Raw genomic sequence first — 25,425 nt, 5'->3', positions numbered from 1 at the left:
CTTTTACATTTTGAGCTATGAAAATGACCGAAATTGGCTAAACAAACTGCAATTTTGCAGTTTGGCCGGCCGCCTGCCCGGAATTGAGGCACTGCAGTAGCGGCGGCGGCTCAAGCCGTTTACAGCCAATTTTTCTTGCGGAAAATAAAGAACATGCCGAAGCCCAGCAGCATCATAATGCCGAGCAAAATATACGAGCCGCCGCGCAAATGCAGGCCGGGAATGAAATCGAAGTTCATTCCGTATATCCCCGTGATGAACGTAAGCGGCATGAAAATCGTCGTCATCGCGGTAAACACGCGCATAATTTCATTCGCTCTGGCCGAGATGCTGGACTGATAAGCCTCTCGTAAGTTGCCCATAAGCTCGCGGTACGTATCGAAGGACTCCGCGATTTTGACCGCATTTTCATAAATATCGCTAAAATATTTTTGCAGCTGATCGTCAATCAGCTTTAAATCCTTCTTATTTAAAGTAGCGATTACATCCTTTTGCGGACCAAGCACTTTTTTGAGCCATAGTATTTCGCCGCGCAAACCGATAATTTCATTCAGATGCGATTTTTTCGTGTGCATCAGAATATCTTCTTCAAGCGTCTCAATCCGGGTATCGATTCGGTCGCCAACCAGGAAATAGTTATCGACCACAATATCGACCAGATGATACAGGAAGTAATCGGGACTGCTAACCTCCTGCTCCCACAAGACAGGCTTCAAGGAGCGGAGCTCGTTAATTTTTTGTTTCGTGACCGTTATAATATAATGGCGTCCGAGAAAAATGTTCAATGCCCGGAGAAAAATTTCCTCATCGTCAAACCGGATGCTGTTAATTACGATAAAATAATGATTTTCATAAATCTCAATTTTTGGACGCTGCTCTTCTTCGCTCAAGCAATCCTCTACCGCCAAATCATGCATGCCGAACAGGGGCTGCAGAACAGCCAAATCCTCCACGTCTGCGTCTATCCAATAGAAGCCTTTTGCTGCGGGAAGCAGCGTTTCATTAATATCCTCAATCGGAGTAAATACTCCATTATTTACGAGACGAATTTTCATCCCTTGCATCTCCTCTCTTGATTAACGGAGAACTGCCGGATGAAAAGTGCTTTCGGGACGGTTACGTAAGACACCGTAAAGCCCAGGTTAGCTTTCGATCCGGCAGATACCGTATTCGATTGTTGTCAGGCTTAGGTCGGTCGCCTTCCATGTCCGTATGCACTCCTTTGCTAATTCATCTAGAATCGGGTATAATCCACAATCCTTGTCTAGTATACTCCTGCTGTGCATTTACATTCAAGAAGAAAAAGAGGCTGTGGATTGCTATAGCTTATGCTACAATCCTTCTTGACGCGAATGCCAGAATCCATTAAAGTTAAGAATAAGAACTGGAATTGAAGTGCATAACCAAATAGATCAACTTTCTTATCAAGAGCAGGCGGAGGGACTAGCCCGATGAAGCCCGGCAACCGGCGTAAGCACGGTGCTAATTCTTGCGGAGACCAATGGTTACAGGTTTCTGAGAGATGAGAGAGGCGGAAGCTTTATTTCTTGAGCGTACGACCTTTTCTCACTGCAGAAAGGGTCATTTTTTGCGCTTTAAATACCCAGACTGAGATAAGGGAGTGAATCGTATGCCGATTAAAGTGCCAGATCATTTACCAGCGAAAGAAGTATTGAACAACGAAAACATTTTTGTGATGGATGAGAGCACCGCGTACCATCAGGATATTCGTCCTTTACGAATTGTTATTCTGAATCTGATGCCGACCAAAGAAACGACCGAGACGCAGCTTCTGCGCCTGATCGGCAACACGCCGCTGCAAGTGGAGGCGGTATTGCTCCATCCGAAGACACATACGTCGAAGAACACGTCGGCGGATCATCTGGAGTCCTTTTACAAAACCTTCGACGAAATTTCCCATGAGTATTATGACGGGATGATCATAACCGGTGCGCCGGTCGAGCATTTGAATTTCGAAGATGTCAACTATTGGGATGAGCTGAAGGACATTATGGAATGGAGCAAAAAACACGTTACTTCGACTTTCCATATCTGTTGGGCCTCGCAGGCGGGACTCTACCATCATTACGGCGTTCCGAAATATGAGCTTGACGATAAAATTTTCGGCGTGTTTCCGCACACAATCGAGAAGCGGAATATTAACTTGCTCCGCGGCTTTGATGAAATGTTTTTCGTCCCGCAATCTCGTCACACAGAAGTCCGGCGGGAGGATATCAAGAAAATCGAGGAGCTTGAAATATTGTCGGAATCGGAAGAATCCGGTGTATACCTTGTAGCTTCCAAGGATGGCAGACAAATTTTTGTCAGCGGCCATTCGGAATATGATCCGCTTTCGCTGAAATTCGAGTATGATCGCGATAAGGCAAAAGGACTGGCTATTGATGTGCCGAAGAACTATTTCCCGGGTGATAACCCGGAGCGTCTGCCGCTTTCGACATGGCGCGCGCATGCGAACCTGCTTTACTCGAACTGGCTCAACTATTATGTATACCAGCAAACGCCTTATGAATTAGGCGCGGGCATATAAGAGAGACGAAGGAGCGTATCGAATTATGAAAATCGAAAGTCATTTGGCGCAGATCGGTTCCATTAAGGAGCCAGTTACGGGAGCGGTAAGCTTCCCTATTTACCAATCCACAGCTTTTCGTCATCCGCAGCTGGGACAAAGCACCGGTTTTGACTATGCACGTACGAAAAGCCCGACGCGTTCCGTTCTGGAAGAAGCAGCGGCTAAGCTCGAATCCGGGGATGCAGGCTTTGCCTGTAGCTCCGGCATGGCAGCGCTGCAAACGATTTTTGCGCTGTTCAGCCAAGGCGACCATCTTATCGTTTCCCTTGATCTTTATGGCGGTACATACCGTCTGCTGGAGAGGATCATGTCGAGATTTGGCGTAACAGCCTCTTATGTGGACACGAATGATTTGGATGGGATCAACGAGCTGTATCAGCCGAATACGAAAGCTGTTCTCATTGAGACGCCAACGAATCCGTTAATGATGATTACTGACATCGAGCGCGTAGCCTCATGGGCAAAAGCGAAAGGGCTGCTGACGATTGTCGACAACACGCTGCTGACGCCATTCTTCCAGCGTCCAATTGAGCTTGGAGCGGACATCGTTATTCATAGTGCGACCAAATATTTGGGCGGCCACAACGACGTGCTGGCTGGACTTATCGTAACGAAAGGCAAAGAGCTTTCGGAACAAATGGCTTTCCTTCATAATTCGATTGGCGCCGTACTTGGGCCGCAGGATTCCTGGCTGCTGATGCGCGGCATGAAGACACTCGCTTTGCGCATGGAGCGTCATCAATATAATGCAACGAAAATTTCGGAATATTTGCAGACTCATCCTGCAGTTGAAGAAGTCTATTATCCGGCACTGCCGCATCATCCGAACTATGATATCCAGAACAAGCAATCCTCCGGCAACACCGGTATTTTCTCCTTCCGTTTGAAGGATGCCCGTTATATAGAGCCGATTTTACGCCATGTGAAGCTCATTGCGTTCGCTGAGAGCCTAGGCGGCGTGGAATCACTGATGACGTATCCGGCAGTACAGACGCATGCGGACATTCCGGAAGAAATTCGCCGCCAAATCGGAGTTGACGACCGGCTTCTCCGTTTCTCCGTGGGCATCGAGCATGTGGATGATCTGATCGGAGATTTGGAACAGGCGTTAGCCGCAGCGAAACAGGAAATTGGGGAGGAATAGCAGGATGGCAGACAGAAACAACCCGGACAAAATCGCTAGCCGCAGTTTTTCGACAAAGCTGCTTCACTTCGGCGCCGAAATCGATGAGCAGACAGGCGCTTCGAGCACGCCGATTTTCCAAGCATCAACGTTCCATCATCACGATGTCTTTAACCCGCCGCATCATGATTACAGCCGTTCAGGCAATCCGACCCGCGAAGCGCTTGAGAATTACATTGCGCTGCTTGAGGGCGGAACACGCGGATTTGCTTTCGCGTCCGGCATGGCCGCTATTTCGACGACTTTCCTGTTGTTCTCGGCTGGCGATCATCTCATCGTGACAGAGGATGTATACGGCGGAACTTATCGTTTCCTGACAACGGTGCTCAGCCGTCTTGGCATTGAGACGACCTTTGTCGATATGACGGATTTCGAGGCGATAAAAGCTGCAATCAAGCCAAACACAAAAGCGGTATTTATTGAGACGCCTTCCAATCCGACGCTGAAAATTACCGACATCAAGCTCGTAGCTGATTGGGCTAAGGAGAATGGTTTGCTGTCGCTGCTCGACAATACGTTCATGACACCTTATCATCAGCGTCCGCTGGAGCTCGGCATTGATATCGTGCTGCACAGTGCGACGAAGTTTCTAAGTGGCCATAGCGATGTTCTGGCTGGTCTGGCTGTAACGAAGGATGAGGCGCTGGGCAAAAGGCTCTATGCACTTCAGAATGGCCTCGGCTCCGTATTGAGCGCCCACGAATGCTGGCTGCTGATGCGCGGCATGAAGACGCTGCAGGCACGGATGGAGCAAAGCGAACGCAGCGCCCGGAGACTGGCGGAATGGCTCTCGAACCATCCGAATGTTGAGCGTGTCTATTATCCGGGTCTGCCAGATCACCCGGGACGTGAGATTCATGAACGTCAATCGGCAGGGTATGGCGCGGTTGTCTCGTTCGACGTTGGCAGCGGCGACCTTGCCAAAGCACTGCTGAACCGCGTTGAGCTTCCGCTCGTAGCGGTCAGCCTTGGCGCGGTAGAGAGCATCCTGTCTTATCCTGCGATGATGTCGCATGCGGCAATGCCGCGGGAAGTACGTCTTCAGCGCGGAATTACAGATGGCACTCTCCGCTATTCCGTTGGTCTTGAGGATGTAGAGGATCTCATTGCTGATCTGGATGCGGCATTGCGCGCATAATAAATAGTGGAGTATAGCTTCCTTGTACAGGGCAGCTATACTCCTTTTTTGCTGAGAATGCGTTCGTTTAATTGCCACATTCACAGGGGTGTCAGACTAGTAGGAATTATGTTAGGATGAAATTGTAGCATGTAATGAACGGTTAATTAGGAGGTGTTGCGTAGTGGCAACGATTGACTATATTTTAGATAAAGCGCTGAATGGCGAACGTATAAGCTTAGAAGAATGCGTTATTCTGTTTGAATCCGATGAAATTGAAAAGATGGGGCATGTCGCCAACCAGCTCATGCTGAGAAGACATCCTGATCCGGTTACGACCTTCGTTGTAGGACGCAACGTCAATTATACAAATGTTTGTGATGTTTATTGCCGGTTTTGCGCATTTTACCGTGCGCCGGGCTCCAAGGAAGGCTACGTGCTTTCAGACGAGACGATTTTGAACAAAATTCAAGAAACAATCGACGTTGGCGGTACCGAAATTTTGATGCAGGGCGGTACGAATCCGGATTTGCCTTTCACTTATTACACGGATCTGCTTCGTAAAATCAAAACGAATTTCCCTGATATTACGATGCATTCATTCTCTCCAGCAGAAATTCAGAAGATGAAAGACGTATCTGAGGGGCTGTCACTGGATGAGGTGATCCGTCAGCTTCATGAAGCCGGACTTGATTCTCTGCCTGGGGGCGGAGCGGAAATTCTTGACGATCGCACCCGTCGTAAAATTAGCCGGATGAAGGGCTCATGGACGGACTGGATGGACGTGATGAAGTCCGCACACCGTCACGGCATGAATACAACGGCTACGATGGTTTACGGCTTTGGCGAAACGATGGAAGAGAGAGCGCTGCATTTGCTGCGCATCCGCGACGCACAAGACGAGTGCATTGCCAACGGCTATGATTCGACAGGATTCCTGGCCTTTATTTCTTGGCCGTTCCAGCCGGACAACACGAATATGAAGCGGGAGAAAGCGAAGCCCGAGGAATATTTGAAAGTCGTCGCAGTAAGCCGCATCATGCTGGATAATATCGATAACTTCCAATCTTCATGGGTAACGATGGGGCCGGAAATGGGCAAATTGTCGCTTTCCTACGGCTGTAACGATTTCGGCAGCACGATGATCGAAGAGAACGTCGTATCGGCAGCGGGCACGACTCATAAAGTTAATATTGAACTTATTCTTCAATTAATCCGCGAGGCTGGTAAAACGCCGGCGCAGCGCGATACGAAATATAACACTTTGAAGGTCTACTCCGAGTCGGAGAAGGCTGAAAATGATTTTATTATGCAGAACTAATCTTACATTGTTATCTGCTAGTTATGATTACTACGCTTGTTCATCATTAGTCCAATTAAAGGGATTAATATGAACAAGCTTTTTTTTATTATCTGACGGAGATAATTTTGGGCTTATTTGTATAATAGATGATTCCGGTCAGATATTTAAATTATTTTATTAACATTAATTATTTCCCAGTATATGCCGATAATAATGTATGAGTGGGACTATACTACTAGTGAGGTAAGTCATGGGAATCATATCGAATATATCAGCGTTAAACGTTTCTAATAAATTACGAACAACAAATCAATACAAATCCAAAACAATGGAAAAACTGTCTTCTGGTCTTCGTATTAATCGTGCTGCGGATGATGCCGCTGGTTTAGCGATTTCTGAAAAAATGCGAGGTCAAATTCGTGGATTAGAGCAAGCCTCAAGAAATATACAAGATGGAATATCTCTGATTCAAACAGCTGAAGGTGCGATGCAGGAAATACATGCTATGCTGCAAAGAATGAATGAGTTAGCTGTGCAGACGGCAAATGGTACATATAGCGATAAGGACCGGGCAAATATTCAATTTGAGTTTTCACAGTTACAGAGCGGTATTGATAATATTGCAGAAAATACACAATTTAATGGAATTAAGCTTTTAAATGGAGGGTCATCAGGATATGTGAAAGCAATATCCACGGATACTCCACAGAACTATAAACTAATTACTATAACTTCTAAAGCAGGAAACAATGTTTCAGAAACATTAAATAATATAATAAGTGCATTCAATAAAGTAAAATCAGGAGCAGTTGGAGACAGTGATACGCAGAGGGTAGCGAGCAAATTTGTGCTCGCATATGATAATGATAATTTATTGCTTAAATGTATATCAGGGGATGGTTTCTTTCTAGGAGGAGGTAGCCCAAACCTATTTTTTCAGGGTGATGTGAATGATAACTATGTGTATAAGTTCACCCAATATATAAATGAGAGTGATTTCATTTATATTGGCGATATCGGGAACAGCAACGATACTTTAAAGTTTCAATTTACAACATCTGAAACGGCTCAAGAAGGTATAGTTATTCAAACAGGAGAACGTACTGGTGACACGCTAAGTCTAGATATGCCAAACATGACCAGCATGGCTATAGGAATAAATAACTTAGATATTTCCACAATAGCAGGTTCTTCAAGTGCTATGTCATCGTTGCAAAATTCGATAAATCAAGTTTCAACAGGACGTGCTAAACTAGGAGCCTATCAAAATCGCTTAGAGCATACCCAGAAAAATGCTTCGAATTATGCAGAGAATCTAACGTCTGCAGAATCAAGAATTAGGGATGCGGACATGGCTAAAGAAATGATGGCGTTAACCAAATTACAATTATTGGCTGATGCGGGACAGGCAATTCTCGTTCAAGCGAATGCCTCCCCCCAAAATGTATTAAAATTACTAGGGTAGTCTAATTACATTGAATTGAAAACTTCCAGCCTAATCGGATAATACATGAATGATACGTTTCGAACAGATTGTTCCTTCAAATGAGCAAAGCTTAAATAATTGAAGAAGCAATTTTCCCGATCAAGGCTGACTTTATTTTACGCCAAAAATAAAGGGTAACCCCCCCTTCACTTCCCAAACTCTTCATCGTATATCCCCCAGCCTAGGGCCATATACTTAAGAAGGGGAATGAAAGGGGTGAGCTCATGGAGCTGTTTACCGTAACACTGCCTTCCGCACTGGAACATGAAGCATCCGGGCTGGCACAGCTGATGAATGATTATGCCGCCAACGATTTACATATCGAAGCAAAAACGAATGAACCGTTGATTCAATTCAAGCTTTTGAAGAATGGAGAGCCCCATGTAAGCTGTCATGCGCTCTTGCCCCATTTTCAGCTTGCCGAACATAGTCAATCGGTATATCTGTCGGCCTCCAGAGCGATTGCCGAGTTTATCGTAGCCCGCATGGAGCCGCAAATATTGGCTGTCACGATCCGCCGCCAATATAAGGGCAATTATGCGGTAGATGCGCCGATGATTGAGAAGTATTGCCATGAGCTGCTGCATGGAAAAGAATGGGATGGACTCGGGACAAAGTTTCTTGATGCTGACCGGCAGCGGCGAAAAACAAAGGTCGCAGATGAGATCGAGCTTTTCCTGCAGGAGAATACATGGCTGGATCTCACAGGCCTAACGACATTCAGGCTTCAGCATTATCGCAAGGAGCTGGCTGAAATTGTCGAATATGCGTTGGATGAATATGTACTGGATAAACAGTACCAGGAGTTTATTTCGCTGCTCAAATATTTTGTCGGTCTGCAGGAGTCGAAGGTGCCGATCGTTCATCTTGTCCATAAAGGCAATCATGAATTTGTCATGTACAATGACAAGTTTCAGCTGTTTGAGCCTAAGCCTCATTCGGATCGGATGGTCGCAGAAATGCTGGAGACGGAGATGAACATCGAGGATATGGTCATCAGCTCCTTAATTGCCGTATCGCCGAAAAGCATCATGGTTCATACGAGGCAGCCCGACATGCAGGTCATTCGTACGATCGAGACGATTTTCGACAACAGGGTGTCGGTCTGTACGCAATGCAGCGCATGCAGCCCATCGTTTGAGACGATTAATGACGGAATTCAGCCTTAATGGATTGAAAAAAGTCCAATATATTCCATATGACTATTGACCGGGAAGTCATTGAGGACTATAATATGGGACATAAGCATTGAAATGCAAACAGCAATGACGAAGATATGCATTTGTCTCATTAATGCCCGTTCAGAGAGAGGAAACAAGGCTGAAATTTCCTTCAGGCAGGAGCAGATGTACCCCTTTGTAGCTGTGCGGTTGAAAGCGGGAAACCGTCTGTAAGCCGTACCGGATTCTCTCCGTTACCAGAGCATACAAGGACAGCGGTTGGCTTGTTAAGAAGCGGTCGCAGTCGAAGTAGGGTGGAACCACGGGTATAGAAGCACTCGTCCCTTTGCGGGATGCGTGCTTTTTTTGCGTTCATTGAACGCTGAACGCAGGCTCTCCTGCCAGCTAAATTTATGATCAGAAAAGGATGAATAACATGTCTGTTCAAGTTACTTTCCCAGACGGCGCCGTTCGTGAGTACGCCGCAGGAACGACGATCGAAGAGGTTGCAGGCTCTATCAGCCCCGGACTTCGCAAAAACGCAATTGCCGGTAAGCTGAACGGCAAAGTTGTGGACGTATATACGCCAATTGAGGAGAATGCCGCAGTTGAGATCGTTACCGTTGAATCAGCGGACGGCCTTGAGGTTTACCGCCATAGTACTGCACATTTGCTGGCTCAAGCGATTAAACGGCTTTACAGCGACGCCGACGTTAAACTGGGCATTGGTCCGGTTATTGAAGACGGCTTCTATTATGATATTGATATGGAGCATTCGTTGACGCCTGAGGATTTGACGAAGCTGGAGAAGGAAATGGAACGCATCGTCCAGCAAAATCTGGATATCCGCCGCCGCGTTGTGAGCCGCGATGAAGCGATCGCTATCTTCACTGATATCGGCGATAACCTGAAGCTTGAGCTGATTCGCGATTTGCCGGTTGATACTGAGCTTACAATTTATGATCAAGGCGAATTTTTCGACCTGTGCCGCGGACCGCACTTGCCGTCTACAGGCCGTATTAAATCGTTCAAGCTGCTGAGTGTTGCGGGCGCATACTGGCGCGGCGATTCCAAGAACAAAATGCTGCAGCGTATTTATGGTACTGCTTTTGCGAAAAAAGCACAGCTGGACGAGCATCTTCATTTCCTGGAGGAAGCGAAAAAACGCGATCACCGCAAGCTGGGCAAAGAGTTGAAAATGTTCACGTTCTCCCGCGAGGTCGGCCAAGGCCTTCCGCTGTGGCTGCCGAATGGTGCGAAGGTTCGCCGCACACTGGAGCGCTATATCGTGGACCTGGAAGAGCGTCTGGGCTATGAGCATGTCTACACGCCGGTATTGGCGAATGTAGAGCTTTATAAAATTTCCGGCCACTGGGAGCACTATAGCGAGGATATGTTCCCGCCAATGGCGCTAGATAATGAAGAACTGGTACTCCGCCCGATGAACTGCCCTCACCATATGATGGTGTTCAAAAGCGATATGAGAAGCTACCGTGACCTGCCGGTCCGGATTGCTGAGATGGGCACGATGCACCGCTATGAGATGTCAGGTGCGCTGACAGGCCTCCACCGCGTACGCGCGATGACGCTGAATGACGCGCATATTTTCTGCCGACCGGATCAAATCAAGGAAGAGTTTGCGCGTGTCGTGAACCTTATCCGCAAAGTATACGAAGACTTTGGTATTAAAGATTACCGTTTCCGTCTTTCCTACCGTGATCCGCAGGATACAGAGAAATACTTCCAAAACGATGAAATGTGGGAAACGTCCCAGCGCATGCTTCGCGAGGTTGTAGAGGAGCTGGGTCTGCCGTTCTTCGAAGCGGAAGGCGAAGCAGCGTTCTACGGTCCGAAGCTGGACGTTCAGATCAAGACAGCACTTGGCAAAGAAGAGACGCTGTCGACTGCACAGTTGGACTTCCTGCTGCCTGAGCGATTCGAGCTGGAATACATCGGCGATGACGGCAAAAAACACCGTCCGGTCGTTATCCACCGCGGGATCATCAGTACGATGGAACGGATGACTGCCTTCCTGCTGGAAAACTTTGCAGGCGCATTGCCGCTGTGGCTGTCGCCGGTTCAAGCGAAGATCATTCCGGTATCGACTGCATACGAGGCTTATGCCCGTGATGTGGAAGAGCAATTGCGCAACGCCGGCGTTCGCGTTGAAAGCGACCTGCGCAACGAGAAGCTGGGCTATAAGATCCGTGAAGCGCAGCTGGAGAAAATTCCGTATATGCTCGTTGTCGGCGACAATGAGGCGCAATCCGGCTCCGTATCGATTCGTAAGCGCGGTGAAGGCGATATCGGCGCCAAGCCAATTGCTGAGCTGATTGAGCTGCTGCAAGGCGAGATCAATTCTAAGACGATCTAATTAAGACGTCAAAAAGGTTAAATACCGAATAAAGCTTGTGCCATTAGGGAAATCTTCTTCTGAGGAGGAAGCTGCCCAAATGGTTACAAGCTTTTTTTTGTTATTGAATCAGACGATACGGATGATGATTATAATGCTCATCGCCTTCGGAACGCTCGCATTTGCACCGCCAGCCTATTCGCAAGAGGATAAGGAGCAGGCGGTTGCTTCCGTGAAGGTGGTGGCGACAGGCTACACGGCTGGTGTCGAATCTACCGGCAAAAAACCCGGCCATCCGCAATACGGCATTACGTACTCAGGCGTAAAGGTTCATCGGGGTCAAGTGTCGACGGTTGCCGCCGATACAAAGCTGTTCCCGATCGGAACGCTGCTCTATATACCCGGATATGGCTACGGCGTTGTAGCCGATACAGGCTCCGCCATCAAGGGGCATCGGCTCGATCTTTACTTTGAGACGGTAAAAGAGGTGTATGCGGAGTGGGGGAAAAAAACGGTCACGGTCCAGGTGCTGCGCAAAGGCTCCGGCAAGCTTTCGCAGGCTTGGTTGAACGATATAAATCGGGCGGTGGAAGCGGGAAAACCGCTGCCTCAAGCTTACGTTGAATCGTGAAATATGAACGCATATTAATCGGGTGCTTTGCCATACTAGTATGGGAGGTGACGATAACAATGGCTAAAAACAAAAATAACAAAAATCAAAACAGCAACTTGAATGCTGAATTCGCAGAAGAATTCAACCAAGGCAACGCAGCGAACAAAAATGCAAACAACAATGCAAACAACAATGCAAACAACGCAACACAAAATACGCAAAAGTAATCCCGTATTGGGAAAAATAAAAGAGGAGCCGGCTTAGTCCGGCTTCTCTTTTATTTCATCTAAAAAAACAGTTTTCAAAACTGGCCCTTCTATTGTATGATAGATGATGTTAGTAAATATAACATACAAGTTGGGTGAACGGTTATGACGGATCCGATTGTTTATACGAATTATACAGCTGCATACCACCGCAAAGCGGCTGAAGTATTGCCATTCATCGATGCCTATGTAGTAAAGAAAGAACAGGAAATTATCGAAATCGAGCAGATGGTGGAGCGCTACGAGAAACGCCGGATGAAGGAAGAGCGCGCCTATCAGTCGATGTCCGCTTTTCGCCGCCTGCTGTCCGGCCGCAAGCCCGACCATCATCTGGCTGTCGAATACATTCATTTTGTTAAAAAACCGATGGAGAAAGTACGGGAGCTGCGTCAAGAGATCGAGAATGCCCGTTCGATTCAGTTAAGCTCGTCACCTGGTGATATGGTTTCGGTATCATCAGAGCTGGCTAATGAGCTGCGCTAAGCTTCACTTATTCCGTAATAACCTCTTGCCCGACTTTAATAAACGAAACGAAAAAACGTTGTCACCGTATGAAGCGGTGACAACGTTTTTTTTGTAATGGAATGTTTTAATTTCCGCTTTTCACCCGGTCGAGATCAATGAAGTCGCTGTTGTCGCTATAGGCGGGTACACCGTGAATGCCGACGTCAAGACCTACCAGCTCTTCGTCCTTGGATACTCTTACCGGCATGATGAGACGAATCAGCTTTAGGAACAGCCAAGTGATAGCGAATCCCCAGACGGCAACGGTCACGAGCCCAAGGGCTTGTACGCCCAGTAAGCTCCAGCCTCCGCCATAGAACAGGCCGTAATAGCCTTGTCCTGAATTCGCCGCCAGCTCTGGAACGGCGAACAAACCGACGGCTAGTGTGCCTATGCTTCCGCTTATGCCGTGAACGGCGAAAGCGCCGACAGGATCGTCGATTTTTTTCCGCTCCAGCATCTCAGTTGCAAGCACCATCGCGATGCCGCATACTGCACCGATTAGAATAGCGGCGGTATCGGAGACGAAAGCACAACCCGCCGTAATGCCGACAAGTCCGGCTAGTGATCCGTTGATCACCATAGGCGGGTCTGCTTTCTTATAACGCAGCATCGTAAACAAAATGCAAATTGCTCCGCCGGAGGCTGCTGAGAGCATGGTTGTGATAGCAATATGACCGATTCCGGAATGGGTAGCGCTAAGCGTACTGCCTGCGTTGAAGCCAAACCACCCGAACCATAGAATGAAGGCGCCTACGGATGCAAGGGGAAGGTTGGACGGGGGAACGATATTGACTTTGCCGTCAGGCATAAACTTGCCGATCCGCGGTCCGATGAAGATTGCCGCTGCCAAAGCAGCGAATCCGCCAAGGGCGTGAATAACCGCCGAACCTGCAAAGTCGATCATGCCAAGCTTGCCAAGCCAGCCGCTGCCCGACCATACCCAGTGGCCTGCCAGCGGATAGATCAAGCCGGTCATTGCGATCGTAAACAGAATGTAGGCGCGGAAATGAATACGTTCGGCCACTGCTCCTGACACAATCGAGATGACTGCAATAACGAAGGCGCATTGAAACAGCCAATACGTCTCATTAGAAATGTTGAGCACGATATGAGAGAGATCGCCTTTCATGAGAAAACCGCTCGCTCCGAACAGCCCGCCGATATCTTTACCATACATAATGCCGAAACCGACTAAATAGAAGACAAGGGCTCCAAAACAGATATCGACAAATACTTTCATAATGATGCTGACTGCATTTTTCTGTCTGACGAAGCCAGCTTCCAGCAGAGCGAATCCGCCCTCCATCAGCAGGATCATCGCCGCTGTTAGTACGACCCATACCGTATCCAGGCCTCTGGACAGCTCGGTAATGTCCATCTTTTGATCAACCTCTATTCTGTGAGTAATCTGATGTAAGGTTTTTCTCTGCTTTCCAATCCGTTCATCATTATAAATAGACGAAGTTAGCTATGTCAACGAATTAACGTAATGTTTCGTGACATGTAAGCTATGAAATCCGTCATTGCTGAACTGGATGAAACGCTCCTTCTCCGTCTAGAGACGGAGAACAAGTTCAATCGGCCGTCCCTTTTGAAGCATGGCAGCTTTAGCTATACTAAATATACAAAGAATGAATGCATAGGCAGGAGATGAAAGTATATGAATGGAAATTTTATAAACCGGCTATTTATAGGGGTAATCGTTATTGCGGTTGGCGTACTCTTTCTGCTGCGGCAGACGGGGCAGCTCGACTTCGATTTCAGCATAGGCCATCTCATATCCACTTATTGGCCTGTCATTCTGATCTATTTCGGATTGCAGGGGGTGCTGTCCGGTGCTTTCAACGGTTCCGGCTCCGGCTGGTGGGGCGGAATTATGCTGTTGATCGGATTTGTTTTTCTCGGACGCAATCTGGATTGGTTTTCATGGTCGGCAGGTGATATTGCTCCTTATATTTGGCCTATTATCATCATCTTAATCGGGATCAATATGATCAGGCGGCCTAAGAAACGCAAGCGCCGCTCGCATTCTGAGCCAAAGGATGACTGGAAATCGTATACCGGGTACAAAGATCCGCAAGGACATGTGCCGCCAGCGCCTCCGCTTCATCCTGATCCGACAAAGCCGGGTGAAGATCATGAAGAAGATCGGAACGAGCCGAAGCAAGCTGAGTATAAGGAGAATGATTATAAAAAGCATCACGATCATTCGAAACGGCATGGCCGTCATCACCATCATCATCATGAAACCGAATATTGGAATTATGATTCCAACGCGCAGACACGTTCCGGCTTTATCGGCGATATTCATATCGGTCACGACTACTGGGAACTGAAGCCGATGAACATCTCGCATTTTATCGGAGACACGGTTGTCGATCTGACGAAAGCCCAAATTCCGTTCGGGGAAACAAGGCTTTGCATTTCCTCTTTCGTTGGTGATGTCAAAGTGTATGTTCCCAATGATTATGAAGTGGGCATTCAAGTGGTATCCAGTGCATTTGTAGGTGATGTGAAAATTTTGGGAGAACGCGAAGGCGGCTTTTTCAAAAGTGTAAATATTTATACGCCAGCCTATGGCGAGACGGATAAGCGGATTAAATTAGTCGTTAGCACATTCGTTGGCGACGTTCGAGTTACGAAGGTGGGGTAAAGACTAATGATGGTGCGATTTCTGCGCAGCGGCAAGTGGGAGCTCATTATTATGTTCGTCGCTTCTTCGGTTGCTGCGCTGCTGCTTGGGTTTGCGGTTTGGTTCGGGTTGTCGTTTGAAGCAGGGCAGACGGAGACGCGGCTAGGTGCCGCATCCGTCTTTCTGCTTGTAAGCGCCGCTTTCGGTTATTGGGCCGGGCAGCGGCTGCAAAGACGGCTGGATACGCTGCAGCTTGCTATGAAGCAAGCTAACAACGGAAACTATGAGGTCCGTATTACCGAGACGGGCGATCTTAACTTTATGGTGCTGTACCGCGAATTCAACGAGCTTGCTGTTCAAATGCAGGAGCGGATGAAGCGGCTGCAGATGGTAGGCGAGGAGCAGGTTATGATCGCTACGTCTAATGAAGCGGCGGTGCTGGAAGAGCGCAAGCGCCTTGCCCGTGATCTTCATGATACGGTAAGTCAGCAATTGTTCGCGATGCATATGTGTGCCTCTTCCCTGCCCAAGCTGCAGGAGATTGATCGCGAACGGGCGGCATCCGTATTGGATCAGCTTATTCATATGTCAACGCTGGCGCAGAAGCAAATGCGCGTCTTTATTGCGCAGCTTCGCCCGCTGGAGCTGGAGGGGCAGACGCTGCGTGAAGCCTTGGACAAATGGTTCCCTGATTATTGCAGGCAGAACGGCCTGCAGGGAGCGCTGGAGTGGCGGATTGAAGAGCCATTAACGGAAGCGAAGGAACATCAGCTGTTCCTTATTGTGCAGGAAGCGATGGCCAATATCGTCAAGCATGCGGCTGCGCAAAGCTGCTCGTTGACGCTTGCTGAAACCGAGCGGCAAATTACGCTTAATCTCCAGGATGACGGATCGGGCTTTCGGGTACAGGAGGTCAGACGGGGGTCATACGGGTTGTCGACGATGCAGGAACGGGCTCAGAAGCTGGGCGGCACGGCTGAGATTATAAGCAAGCCCGGCAGCGGGACGAGAGTGAAAGTGACCATTCCGAAAATTTGGCGAGGGAGCGAGCAGGATGAGCGCAGTGAACGGGAATGACAAGTTAAAAATCATGATTGTAGACGATCATGACATGGTAAGAACGGGATTGCGTACGTATCTCATGCTGGAACCGAAATTTGAGGTCGTTGCGGAAGCGGGCAGCGGTCAAGCTGCATTGGACTTGCTGATGTCCGGCAGTACGCCGGATCTGATCCTGATGGATTTAATGATGCCTGGCATGAACGGTATTGATACGACCAAGGCGATCATATCGCATTTTCCGGATATGAAGATCATTATGCTGACCAGCTTTCTAGAGGATGACAAGGTATATGCCGCCATTGAAGCGGGTGCTGTCAGCTATGTATTGAAGACGGTGTCGGCGGAGGAGCTCATCTACGCGCTGAATGGAGCAATGCGGGGGATGCCGGTAATGACGGCGGATGTATCGCAAGCGTTGACGCGCGGTCTTCGGCAGCGTACGGCGCAGGCTGGCGACGAAGGCTTGACGGAGCGTGAGAAGGAAGTGCTGCTGCTGATTGCTGAAGGCAGGTCCAACAAAGAGATTGGCGAGGAGCTTCATATTAGTGTTAAGACTGTCAAAACGCATGTAAGCAATCTATTGATGAAATGCGAGCTGGAGGACCGGACGCAGCTGGCTGTACTGGCACATCGCAAAGGCTGGGCCAAACAATCATAATCGGTCATTATTGGGGCTATACTATCCTTTAGCGGTACGAAACCGTACCAACTATGATGCACCCGCTGCATGCTAAAGGAGAGAATCTATTCAATGATGCCACTGTCCTCAACGCTGGAATCCTATCAGAACCGCTATACCGAGGTGCGCAGCCAGCTGGAAGAACAGCAGTTTTCGCTGGGCGGCAACTGGGACTATACGAGCGGCTCCTTCGACCGGGCGCTGGATGATGCCAATAAAGTATGGCTGCGGCTGCCCTTTCAAGTCATATCCGGCAGTATAGATGATTCGTCCCAAGATACCGATGCTGTTATTCGGCTCGGCACACCCTATGTATTGAAGCATTTATATAACGAAGGCAATGATCCGGAAGCAAAAGCTCATCTTGTAGGCGCTTTATTTGATCAGTTTCAAACACCAGTTGATCCTGATGCCAATATCGAGCCGAAATGGCTTGACCAAGCCAAAGAAGCCCTGTCGGAAGCAGAGCGGATATTGGATTAATTGCGGTCAGAGCTAGATGAAATTGAATATGAGCTGATCAAGGGAGAGCGTGTAACCTTCTGATCAGCTCATTTTTTTTGCCCACATATTGCCCACAATTATATCTGTTTTTTTCTCCTTTTAATGACGGTATATTTCGTTAAATACTGTTAAAACAATACTTTCACGCCTACAGAAGTTATTTTAATTTCATGTACTTTTAAGTTTGTTTTAAGGTAGAATGTGCATGATAGGAATACAACATATACGCAGCAGCCCATCAGGGAATTTGGCTGCTTGATGGAAATGGTATACCTAAGGAGGAGAAACAATTATGGACGATCAAAACAAAAAGAACGGATTTGACGATTTTTTCCAAAATCCTGAGAATAGTGAAAAAACCGTCGATAAGACGGAGGGGACAGAACGAGCGGAAAGCAGCGGACAAAGCGGCTCGCCGGAACAACAGGATGGAGCAAGCAAAACCTCCTATTATTATTCTTACGGTCCTTATAGACCTGGCGCACAGGATGAGAGCAGCACTTCGCCGTCGCAATCGCCATATAGCAGCAATCCTTCGGAGCCGGCATTCAACAAGCCTCAAGAAAATCCGTCCTATGCTTCGGCGGCAGCGGGCAGCACGGCAGGAGTTCAATCGCAGCAGCAGTATACAGGTGAGCCTATTCAAGCGGCTAATGACAGAGCTGAGGTTACACAGCCTCCTGCGCTTCGCTCCTTTACATCGAATCAACAATCCGCTAAGGGTAATTGGCAAGTGCGCGAGCCGAAGCGGGGAACGTCCTTCCGCTCGATGTTTATCTCATTCCTTGCAGGGGTGCTCGTCGTAGGTGGTCTCATGTATACGTCGGACCGGCAGAACTGGTTCACGCAAGGGACGCAGGCGATGGCGCCAGGGCAAACGAATGAATCATCAAACGGTCAGACAGCGAGCAACGGCGGTTCGTCTCCGGTTACAGCAGCTGCGCGGCCGGATAACATCTCTACGCTGTTCAAAACAGCAAGTCCGGCAGTTGTAAAAATCGAGACTTACGTGAAGCCATCGAGAAACAATAGCGGCGGAGGCTTTCTTGATGATCCGTTCTTCCGCCAGTTTTTCGGAGATGACTATCCGGGAACGAAGCCGCAGGATAAAGGCAATGACAGCGATCTGCAAGCAAGCGGCATCGGCACAGGCTTCTTCTTCGACTCTACCGGCTACATTTTGACGAATCAGCATGTGGTTGGCAACTCGGACAAAATCGAAGTGACAGTACAGGGCTATGATAAGCCGTTTACGGCTGAGCTTCTGGGCTCCGATTATCAGCTTGACCTTGCTGTTCTGAAAGTAACGGGAGAAAAAGCGTTCCCTACACTTCCGCTAGGCAGCTCAGACAACATCAATATTGGTGACTGGGTCGTGGCGATCGGCAACCCGTACGGCTTTGACCATACCGTTACTGTAGGGGTACTGAGTGCAAAAGAGCGTCCGATCGACATTCCGGATTCGCAGGGCACTCGCAATTACGAGCACTTGCTGCAAACTGATGCATCGATTAATCCCGGCAACTCCGGCGGTCCGCTGCTTAACGTAAATGGCGAGGTCGTTGGCATTAATACGGCGGTTAGCTCGCAAGCGCAAGGCATCGGTTTCGCGATTCCGACCAGCACGATTCAAAACGTGTTGAATGATCTGAAAAACAATAAAGAGGTTCCGAAAACACCGGTTCCGTTCATCGGCGCAGGTCTCGCAGACGTAACAGAAGACATTGCGAAGCAGCTGGGACTTGAGAAAGCGGAAGGCTCAATCGTCAGCAACGTCTACTATAATTCGCCTGCATACTTGGCGGATCTGAAGCAATACGATATCATTCTTGGTATCGATGGAAAAGCATACAATTCGACGCAACAGCTGATCAAGCAGATTCAAACGAAAAAGGTCGGCGATAAAATCGAACTGAACATTATCCGCAGAGGGGAAAAAATGAATGTGCCGGTCGAAATTGGCGACAAAAACAAATTCAATGCGGAGTAAATAAGAAGAGCGTTGTGCAAACAAGCGCAGAGTGTTGCATGCTCTGCGCTTGTTTTATGCGTATAGAGGCACATGGGGGTGCGTGATGAGATCACAAATTATCGTAGTAGATGATGATGAGAAGATTACTTCGCTGCTGCGCAGAAGCTTGGCTTTTGAAGGCTATGAAGTAATGACGGCGAACAATGGGGCAGAGGGGCTGAAGCTGCTGCTGACGGCAGATCCTGATCTGCTTATTTTGGATGTCATGATGCCGCATGTGGACGGGTGGGAAGTATGCCGCCGGGTACGTGAAGGAGGAAGCGCCGTTCCGATTCTGATGCTGACCGCTAAGGATGATATATCGGACCGCGTGAAAGGTCTGGATGCCGGAGCGGACGATTATTTAATTAAGCCGTTTGCGCTGGAAGAGCTGCTTGCAAGGGTACGTGCACTGCTGCGGCGCAAAGCGGATAAGATTGAGGAGTCAAGCAGTAAAATCGTCTATGGCGATTTGGCGCTGGATCAAGATTCTCGCGAGGCGATCCGTTCGGGACGGCGAATCGAGCTGACGGCTAAAGAGTATGATTTGCTGCTGCTCTTCATGCAAAACCCGCGCAGAGTATTGACACGTGATGCGATTATGGAAAAAATATGGGGCTTCGACTTTAGCGGCGAATCCAATGTGCTGGAGGTTTATATTGCGATGCTTCGCCAGAAGCTTGAGGATGGCAGCGGCAATCGGATTATTCAGACGGTACGGGGCACTGGTTATGTGCTGCGCGGAGAGGGCTGATTAACGAATGACGATTAGGCTTCGGCTTACATTATGGTATTCGGGCTTGCTTGCCGCTACGCTTATTGTATTCGGCTGCGCCATTTATTTTTTCGTCAATATGAATACGTATGGCGAGATTAAGAACTCGCTTCGGCAGCAGTCGAACAGCATTCAATTTTACGGGAAAAATTTCTCTAATGAGTTGAAGCTCGGAGGCGTTGGCGGCTTGTACGAGCCCGATCTTTATTTGCAAATCGTGAATTACCGGGAAGGATATATATCACTTGATACGACAATGAAGCAAATGGGGCTGGAATTTCCATACCCGAAAGCATCGAAAAATCCCGATCGAGGCTTTGAAAAAGCAAGAGTATCGATCAACGGTCATTCGTATATGTTTCTTATCTATCAGAGGCCTCTGTATCTTGAAGACGGCTCTCTGGTAGGCCTGGCACAGGTTGGTACATTTGTAGGCAGCGAGGAACGTTTTCTTGCCGGAGTCCGGTCGATATTAATCTTTTCTTCATTAGCCGTACTGCTGATCGCCTTTACCGTCGGCTTATTTCTAGCCCGGCAGGTGCTTCAGCCCATTGAACGCGTTATCCGGTCCACGGAAAAAATTCAAAACGGCTCCGATTTAAGTGTGCGCATACCGATGGAAGGACCCAAGGATGAAATCGGCCGACTTGTCTATACGCTGAACATTATGCTTGCACGCCTAGAAATGGCTTACAACGGATTGGACGAATCGTATCGGGCGCAGCGGCGTTTCGTATCGGATGCTTCGCATGAGCTGCGCACGCCGTTGACGACCATTCGCGGCAATATTGAGCTGCTTCAGCGAATGTGGACGAAGACGATGGACCCGAAGGCGGCGGATGGCATCGTACTGGCGCTCGACGCGCAGCGTTTGGAAATGTCCAATGAGGCGATGCAGGACATTTCTGCTGAGGCGAAGCGTATGTCGACGCTGGTCAACGACTTGCTCGCTTTAGCACGTGCGGATGCTGGCTATGTTATGGAGAAGGTGCCGCTGCCGATGTTCCCGCTTGTTGAAGAAGTAGCGCGGAGGGCGCAATTATTGCCTCGTACAGCGGAATGGCGTGTTGGGGACCTGTCTGTTCTTAGCGGAGCGACGGTGATAGGTAATCATGAATATTTGCAGCAATTGCTGTTCATTTTTATCGAAAATGCATTCAAGTACACGTCTGAAGGCTATATCGAGCTAAGTGCAAAGCGGACGGATGATCAGGTAGGGGTTATTATCCGCGATACGGGAATTGGCATGGATCCTGAGGAAGTGCCGCATATTTTTGACCGGTTCTACCGGATTGATGAATCCCGCGGAAAAACAGTTGGAACCGGGCTGGGCCTATCGATCGCCAAATGGATCATTGATGAACATCGAGGTTCCATTGAGGTGACGACCATTGAAGGTGAAGGGTCGACTTTCGTCATATGGCTGCCGCTGCACTTTTCTGAACCGGACTCTTCGACTATAATAGAAGCAGAGGACCGAGAGGAACATTAATTGCAGCACGGTCGGAAAGCAGGTGCAACAGATGGAAATCGTTAAAATATCGCCGCGCGGCTATTGCTATGGCGTTGTCGATGCAATGGTGCTCGCCTTGCAGACGGCTAAAAACTTGGATTTGCCGCGGCCAATTTATATTTTGGGCATGATTGTTCATAATTCGCATGTGACGGAAGCGTTTGAGCAGGAAGGCGTTATTACGCTGGACGGCGAGAATCGTTTGGAAATATTGGATCAGGTAGAGAAGGGGACGGTTATTTTTACCGCCCACGGCGTTTCGCCGGAAGTGCGTCAGCGCGCCCGCGATAAGGGACTGACAGTAGTGGATGCGACTTGTCCGGATGTGACCAAGACGCATGATTTGATCCGGGAGAAAGTTGCCGAGGACTACCATATCATTTATATTGGCAAAAAAGCGCATCCCGAGCCGGAAGGGGCAATTGGCGTCGCGCCTGATCGGGTTCATCTTATTGAACGAGTGGAAGAAATCGATGCGCTTGACGTGCCTGACGGCAAGATCATTATTACCAATCAGACGACGATGTCGCAATGGGATATCCGTATCATTATGAGCAAGCTGCTGGAGAAATTTCCGAAGGCTGAAATTCATAACGAAATTTGCCTTGCAACCCAGGTACGTCAGGAAGCGGTCGCCGAGCAGGCGGGCGCTGCCCAGCTTTGCATTGTCGTTGGCGATCCGCGAAGCAACAATTCGAACCGGCTTGCCCAAGTATCGGAAGAAATTGCGGGAGTAACAGCTTACCGCGTATCGGATGTATCAGAGATTAAGCAGGAGTGGCTGGTTGGCATTGAGCGTGTAGCTGTCACTTCCGGTGCTTCTACACCGACGCCGATTACAAAGGAAGTTATTGCTTATCTGGAGCAATATGATAACGCTGATCCTGCTACGTGGGAGATTAAGCGCACTATTAATATGAATAAGCTGCTGCCGAACATTCGCACCAAATCGGCACCTGCCGGCGGCGATGCGGCAGCAAAGACGATATAAGTACACAACAGACGGGAATAGGGAAGCCGACGCAGTCGGCTTTCCTGTTCTTTTTTTTATTGTGGTGCGTGATGCCGTCTCGGTATGCGATTCCAACTCTGCGGGCAGTACTCGTTCATATGCCACGTTGCATCTGGGGATGCAGGCGCGGGTGCCTATCTTCTATTGGTGATCCCTCTACTCCATGCTCATTATTCCGCTCCACGCAGATTAGCCGTTTCCTCTGTAGGTTCAATGCTACATGCCCCGCCGCTCGTGGTTTGGGCATTAGCGAACCAGATTCGCAAAATAGCGAAGCTGGTTTCGCTGCGGGTGCTATATTAGGAACCGCCTGGTTTGTTAGCGAACCAAACTTCGCAATCCGTGAATTTAGGTTCGTGAACAACGAAATTTGGTTCGCTGCAGCCAAAGAATGCGCATGTGAGCTGCGTGGAGCGAAAGTTGCTTCGTTATTTAGCGAAGCAGCTTCATTAACTGATTGTTTAGTAGGCGTCTCCCTCTGCATGATCATTACCTCGCGCCCCACCGTGCATTAATCGGACTATTAACGAACCAGATTCGTAAAATAGCGAAGCTGGTTTCGCTGCGGGTGCTACATTCGGAACCATCTAATTAGTTAGCGAACCAAATTTCGCTATCCGTGAACTTAGGTTCACGAACAACGAAATTTGATTCGCTGCAGCCAAAGAATGCGCATATGAGGCTGTGTGGAGCGAAAGTTGCTTCGCTATTTAGCGAAGCAGCTTCGTTGGTTAGTAAATAGTAGCAGTTGAATGGCCAAAAGTACGTTGATTAGTTAAGTAGTAGCAGTTGAATGGCCAAAAGTGTGTTGATTAGTAAAGTAATAGTAGCTGAGCTGCCATAGAGGCGTTGGGAGTTACTGTGGCTGAAGGCGGTTTATCTTTGCTCGGCTTTTGCTTTATATGATTTTTTTTACCTTGGTCGTGCATGGGGGATTAACGAACCAGGTTCGCAAAACAGCGAACCTGATTTCGCTGTGGGCGCTGCACTGGGAACTGCCCAAATTAAATAGCGAACCAAACTTCGCAATCCGTGAACTTAGGTTCACGAACAACGAAATTTGGTTCGCTGTAGCCGAAGAATGAGTATATGAGGCTATATAGAGCGAAAGTTGCTTCGCAAAATAGCGAAGCAGCTTCGTTGAATAGTTAAGTAATGTTAGCTCAGCGTCTGGAAGTGCGCAGGTTAGTTAAGTAACAGTAGCTGATGGGCCGAGAGTGCGTTGGTTAGTTAAATAACGGTGGATCAGCAGCCCAAAGTGCGTTGGTTAGCTAAGTAACATTAGTTGTGCGGTCAGAGTGCAGCATGAAGCCTAATGAGGAACGGTAAGCAGCAGTGATCACGTAAGGCATGTTGAACCTAATAACAAGAGAAGCAAAAATACAATTGTATTTTTGCTTGACGAGATACAGGGTAATCGTGTATATTAACTTTAGCGAGTAAAAGCATAAAAGCCAAAAAGCATAACAGCATAAAAGCGAAGCAGCGTATAAGCGTTGAAGTGAAAAAGGAGAGATGGACATGATCGTAATTACTAATCAGAATATTTCGGATGACCGCATACAGGAGATCGTTAACTATATTGAGAAAGCTGGCGTACAGCCGCATGTATCCAAAGGAACTGATCGGACTGTCATCGGTATCATTGGCAAAGCGGAGCCGCAGCTTGCGGAGCACCTTCGTCAAATGAAGGGCGTTGAGAATGTTATCAAAATCTCGAAGTCCTACAAGCTGGCTAGCCGTGACTTTCATCCGGACGACACGATTATCGATATTAAAGGTGTGAAAATCGGCGGTAGCAATCTCGTTATTATGGGCGGCCCTTGCGCGGTGGAAACGCCAGAGCAAATCGATGAAATTGCAAGATTGGTTAAAGCGGCTGGCGGACAGGTGCTTCGCGGCGGCGCATTCAAGCCTCGTACGGGACCATACAGCTTCCAAGGCGTTGGCGTAGAAGGTCTTGTCATGATGGCGGAGGCGGGCAAAAAGCATGGTCTGCTCACCATTACAGAAGTAATGACGCCAGAGTATGTTGATGTGTGCGCGGAGTACGCTGACATTTTGCAAGTCGGCACTCGGAATATGCAAAACTTCGATCTGCTGCGCAAGCTCGGCACGATCCAAACGCCAGTATTGTTGAAGCGCGGCTTTAGCTCGACGTACGATGAGTTCCTTAATGCTGCTGAATACATTTTGGCGGGCGGCAATCCGAACGTTATGCTTTGCGAGCGGGGAATTCGTACATTCGAAACCTACACACGGAATACGCTCGACTTGTCGGCGATCCCGGTTCTGCAAGGTCTAAGCCATCTGCCGGTCATTTCCGACCCGAGCCATGGTACAGGACGCCGCGAGCTTGTCGAGCCGATGTCGAAAGCTTCCGTGGCGGCTGGAGCCAACGGCTTGATCGTCGAAATGCATACCGACCCGGACAACTCGATGACGGGTGATGGCGTACAATCGCTGTTCCCGGATCAGTTCGCCAATTTGTTAAAGGATTTAGAGAAGCTAGCACCGCTTGTTGGCAAGCAATTCGATACGCCAAAGGCGCCGGCCGATGCTTTCCTGGAATGGAAAATATAAATCATTGCTTTTTCAAAGGTTCAGAGTCCTTGGTTGTCAAGGGTTCTGGGCCTTTTTTCATGATAAAAAGGGGCAT

General features: G+C 48.5%; 21 protein-coding genes and 1 riboswitch. Of the genes, 19 read left to right on the top strand and 2 right to left on the bottom strand.

Translation table 11 applies throughout. The features are described 5' to 3' along the window. Positions 1–119 precede the first annotated feature (119 nt). The gene (gene corA, locus TY10_RS15465; RefSeq protein WP_042165230.1) at positions 120–1,055 is read right to left on the bottom strand and encodes a magnesium/cobalt transporter CorA; all 936 of its coding nucleotides are present in this window, start codon (positions 1,053–1,055) and stop codon (positions 120–122) included. Positions 1,056–1,418: 363 nt separating this feature from the next. Then, positions 1,419–1,529: riboswitch (SAM riboswitch) on the top strand. Positions 1,530–1,630: 101 nt separating this feature from the next. On the opposite strand from corA, the gene metA reads away from it, so the two are divergent. The 10 genes from metA (at position 1,631) to TY10_RS15420 (ending at position 12,554) form a co-directional block, all read left to right on the top strand. Continuing rightward, on the top strand, positions 1,631–2,548 hold the full coding sequence (metA, locus tag TY10_RS15460; RefSeq protein WP_042165228.1) for a homoserine O-acetyltransferase MetA: 918 nt from the start codon (positions 1,631–1,633) through the stop codon (positions 2,546–2,548). Between the two features lie 25 nt (positions 2,549–2,573). Continuing rightward, on the top strand, positions 2,574–3,734 hold the full coding sequence (locus TY10_RS15455; protein ID WP_042165227.1) for an aminotransferase class I/II-fold pyridoxal phosphate-dependent enzyme: 1,161 nt from the start codon (positions 2,574–2,576) through the stop codon (positions 3,732–3,734). A 4-nt stretch (positions 3,735–3,738) separates the two neighbouring features. After that, positions 3,739–4,911, top strand: coding sequence for a trans-sulfuration enzyme family protein (locus TY10_RS15450; protein WP_042165224.1), 1,173 nt, complete (start codon positions 3,739–3,741; stop codon positions 4,909–4,911). A gap of 163 nt (positions 4,912–5,074) precedes the next feature. Beyond that, entirely contained in the window at positions 5,075–6,211 is a 1,137-nt protein-coding gene (gene mqnC, locus TY10_RS15445) for a cyclic dehypoxanthinyl futalosine synthase (protein ID WP_042165221.1), read from the top strand. Between the two features lie 232 nt (positions 6,212–6,443). Then, positions 6,444–7,658: a flagellin N-terminal helical domain-containing protein gene (locus TY10_RS32090; RefSeq protein WP_042165219.1), complete on the top strand. Its 1,215-nt coding sequence runs from the start codon at positions 6,444–6,446 to the stop codon at positions 7,656–7,658. Positions 7,659–7,903: 245 nt separating this feature from the next. Beyond that, positions 7,904–8,848: a putative sporulation protein YtxC gene (locus tag TY10_RS15435; RefSeq protein WP_042165216.1), complete on the top strand. Its 945-nt coding sequence runs from the start codon at positions 7,904–7,906 to the stop codon at positions 8,846–8,848. Between the two features lie 427 nt (positions 8,849–9,275). After that, positions 9,276–11,213 carry a threonine--tRNA ligase gene (gene thrS / locus TY10_RS15430; RefSeq protein ID WP_042165214.1) on the top strand — a complete coding sequence of 646 codons (1,938 nt, stop codon included), beginning with the start codon at positions 9,276–9,278 and terminating at the stop codon, positions 11,211–11,213. Positions 11,214–11,292: 79 nt separating this feature from the next. Further along, the gene (locus TY10_RS15425; RefSeq protein ID WP_042165212.1) at positions 11,293–11,823 is read left to right on the top strand and encodes a 3D domain-containing protein; all 531 of its coding nucleotides are present in this window, start codon (positions 11,293–11,295) and stop codon (positions 11,821–11,823) included. 59 nt (positions 11,824–11,882) lie between these two features. Further along, a complete protein-coding gene (locus TY10_RS31035; protein ID WP_202903192.1) occupies positions 11,883–12,032 on the top strand; it encodes a hypothetical protein in 150 nt (49 codons plus the stop codon). A gap of 144 nt (positions 12,033–12,176) precedes the next feature. Beyond that, positions 12,177–12,554 carry a hypothetical protein gene (locus TY10_RS15420; RefSeq protein ID WP_042165210.1) on the top strand — a complete coding sequence of 126 codons (378 nt, stop codon included), beginning with the start codon at positions 12,177–12,179 and terminating at the stop codon, positions 12,552–12,554. A 106-nt stretch (positions 12,555–12,660) separates the two neighbouring features. On the opposite strand, the gene TY10_RS15415 is transcribed toward TY10_RS15420, so the two are convergent. Continuing rightward, positions 12,661–13,956: an ammonium transporter gene (locus tag TY10_RS15415; protein ID WP_042165208.1), complete on the bottom strand. Its 1,296-nt coding sequence runs from the start codon at positions 13,954–13,956 to the stop codon at positions 12,661–12,663. 282 nt (positions 13,957–14,238) lie between these two features. On the opposite strand from TY10_RS15415, the gene liaF reads away from it, so the two are divergent. The 9 genes from liaF (at position 14,239) to aroF (ending at position 25,349) form a co-directional block, all read left to right on the top strand. After that, positions 14,239–15,231 (top strand): cell wall-active antibiotics response protein LiaF, encoded by a 993-nt coding sequence (liaF, locus tag TY10_RS15410; RefSeq protein WP_042165206.1) that lies wholly within the window; start codon positions 14,239–14,241, stop codon positions 15,229–15,231. 6 nt (positions 15,232–15,237) lie between these two features. Continuing rightward, positions 15,238–16,287: a sensor histidine kinase gene (locus TY10_RS15405; RefSeq protein WP_042165204.1), complete on the top strand. Its 1,050-nt coding sequence runs from the start codon at positions 15,238–15,240 to the stop codon at positions 16,285–16,287. Further along, positions 16,265–16,930: a response regulator gene (locus TY10_RS15400; protein WP_042165202.1), complete on the top strand. Its 666-nt coding sequence runs from the start codon at positions 16,265–16,267 to the stop codon at positions 16,928–16,930. The genes TY10_RS15405 and TY10_RS15400 overlap by 23 nt, the downstream gene beginning before the upstream one ends. A gap of 93 nt (positions 16,931–17,023) precedes the next feature. After that, positions 17,024–17,434 carry a YugN family protein gene (locus TY10_RS15395; RefSeq protein ID WP_042165199.1) on the top strand — a complete coding sequence of 137 codons (411 nt, stop codon included), beginning with the start codon at positions 17,024–17,026 and terminating at the stop codon, positions 17,432–17,434. 313 nt (positions 17,435–17,747) lie between these two features. Further along, a complete protein-coding gene (locus TY10_RS15390) occupies positions 17,748–19,445 on the top strand; it encodes a S1C family serine protease (protein ID WP_042165196.1) in 1,698 nt (565 codons plus the stop codon). An 85-nt stretch (positions 19,446–19,530) separates the two neighbouring features. Then, positions 19,531–20,220: a response regulator transcription factor gene (locus tag TY10_RS15385; protein ID WP_042165193.1), complete on the top strand. Its 690-nt coding sequence runs from the start codon at positions 19,531–19,533 to the stop codon at positions 20,218–20,220. A 7-nt stretch (positions 20,221–20,227) separates the two neighbouring features. Then, entirely contained in the window at positions 20,228–21,733 is a 1,506-nt protein-coding gene (locus TY10_RS15380) for a sensor histidine kinase (protein WP_042165191.1), read from the top strand. 31 nt (positions 21,734–21,764) lie between these two features. After that, on the top strand, positions 21,765–22,745 hold the full coding sequence (locus TY10_RS15375) for a 4-hydroxy-3-methylbut-2-enyl diphosphate reductase (protein ID WP_042165188.1): 981 nt from the start codon (positions 21,765–21,767) through the stop codon (positions 22,743–22,745). A gap of 1,542 nt (positions 22,746–24,287) precedes the next feature. After that, entirely contained in the window at positions 24,288–25,349 is a 1,062-nt protein-coding gene (aroF, locus tag TY10_RS15360) for a 3-deoxy-7-phosphoheptulonate synthase (RefSeq protein ID WP_042165181.1), read from the top strand. Positions 25,350–25,425: the final 76 nt, after the last annotated feature.

The organism is Paenibacillus gorillae, assembly GCF_000513275.1.
Taxonomy (GTDB): domain Bacteria; phylum Bacillota; class Bacilli; order Paenibacillales; family Paenibacillaceae; genus Pristimantibacillus; species Pristimantibacillus gorillae.
Note: the sequence above shows the minus strand (reverse complement) of the source record. Positions and strands in the feature narration are given on the sequence as shown.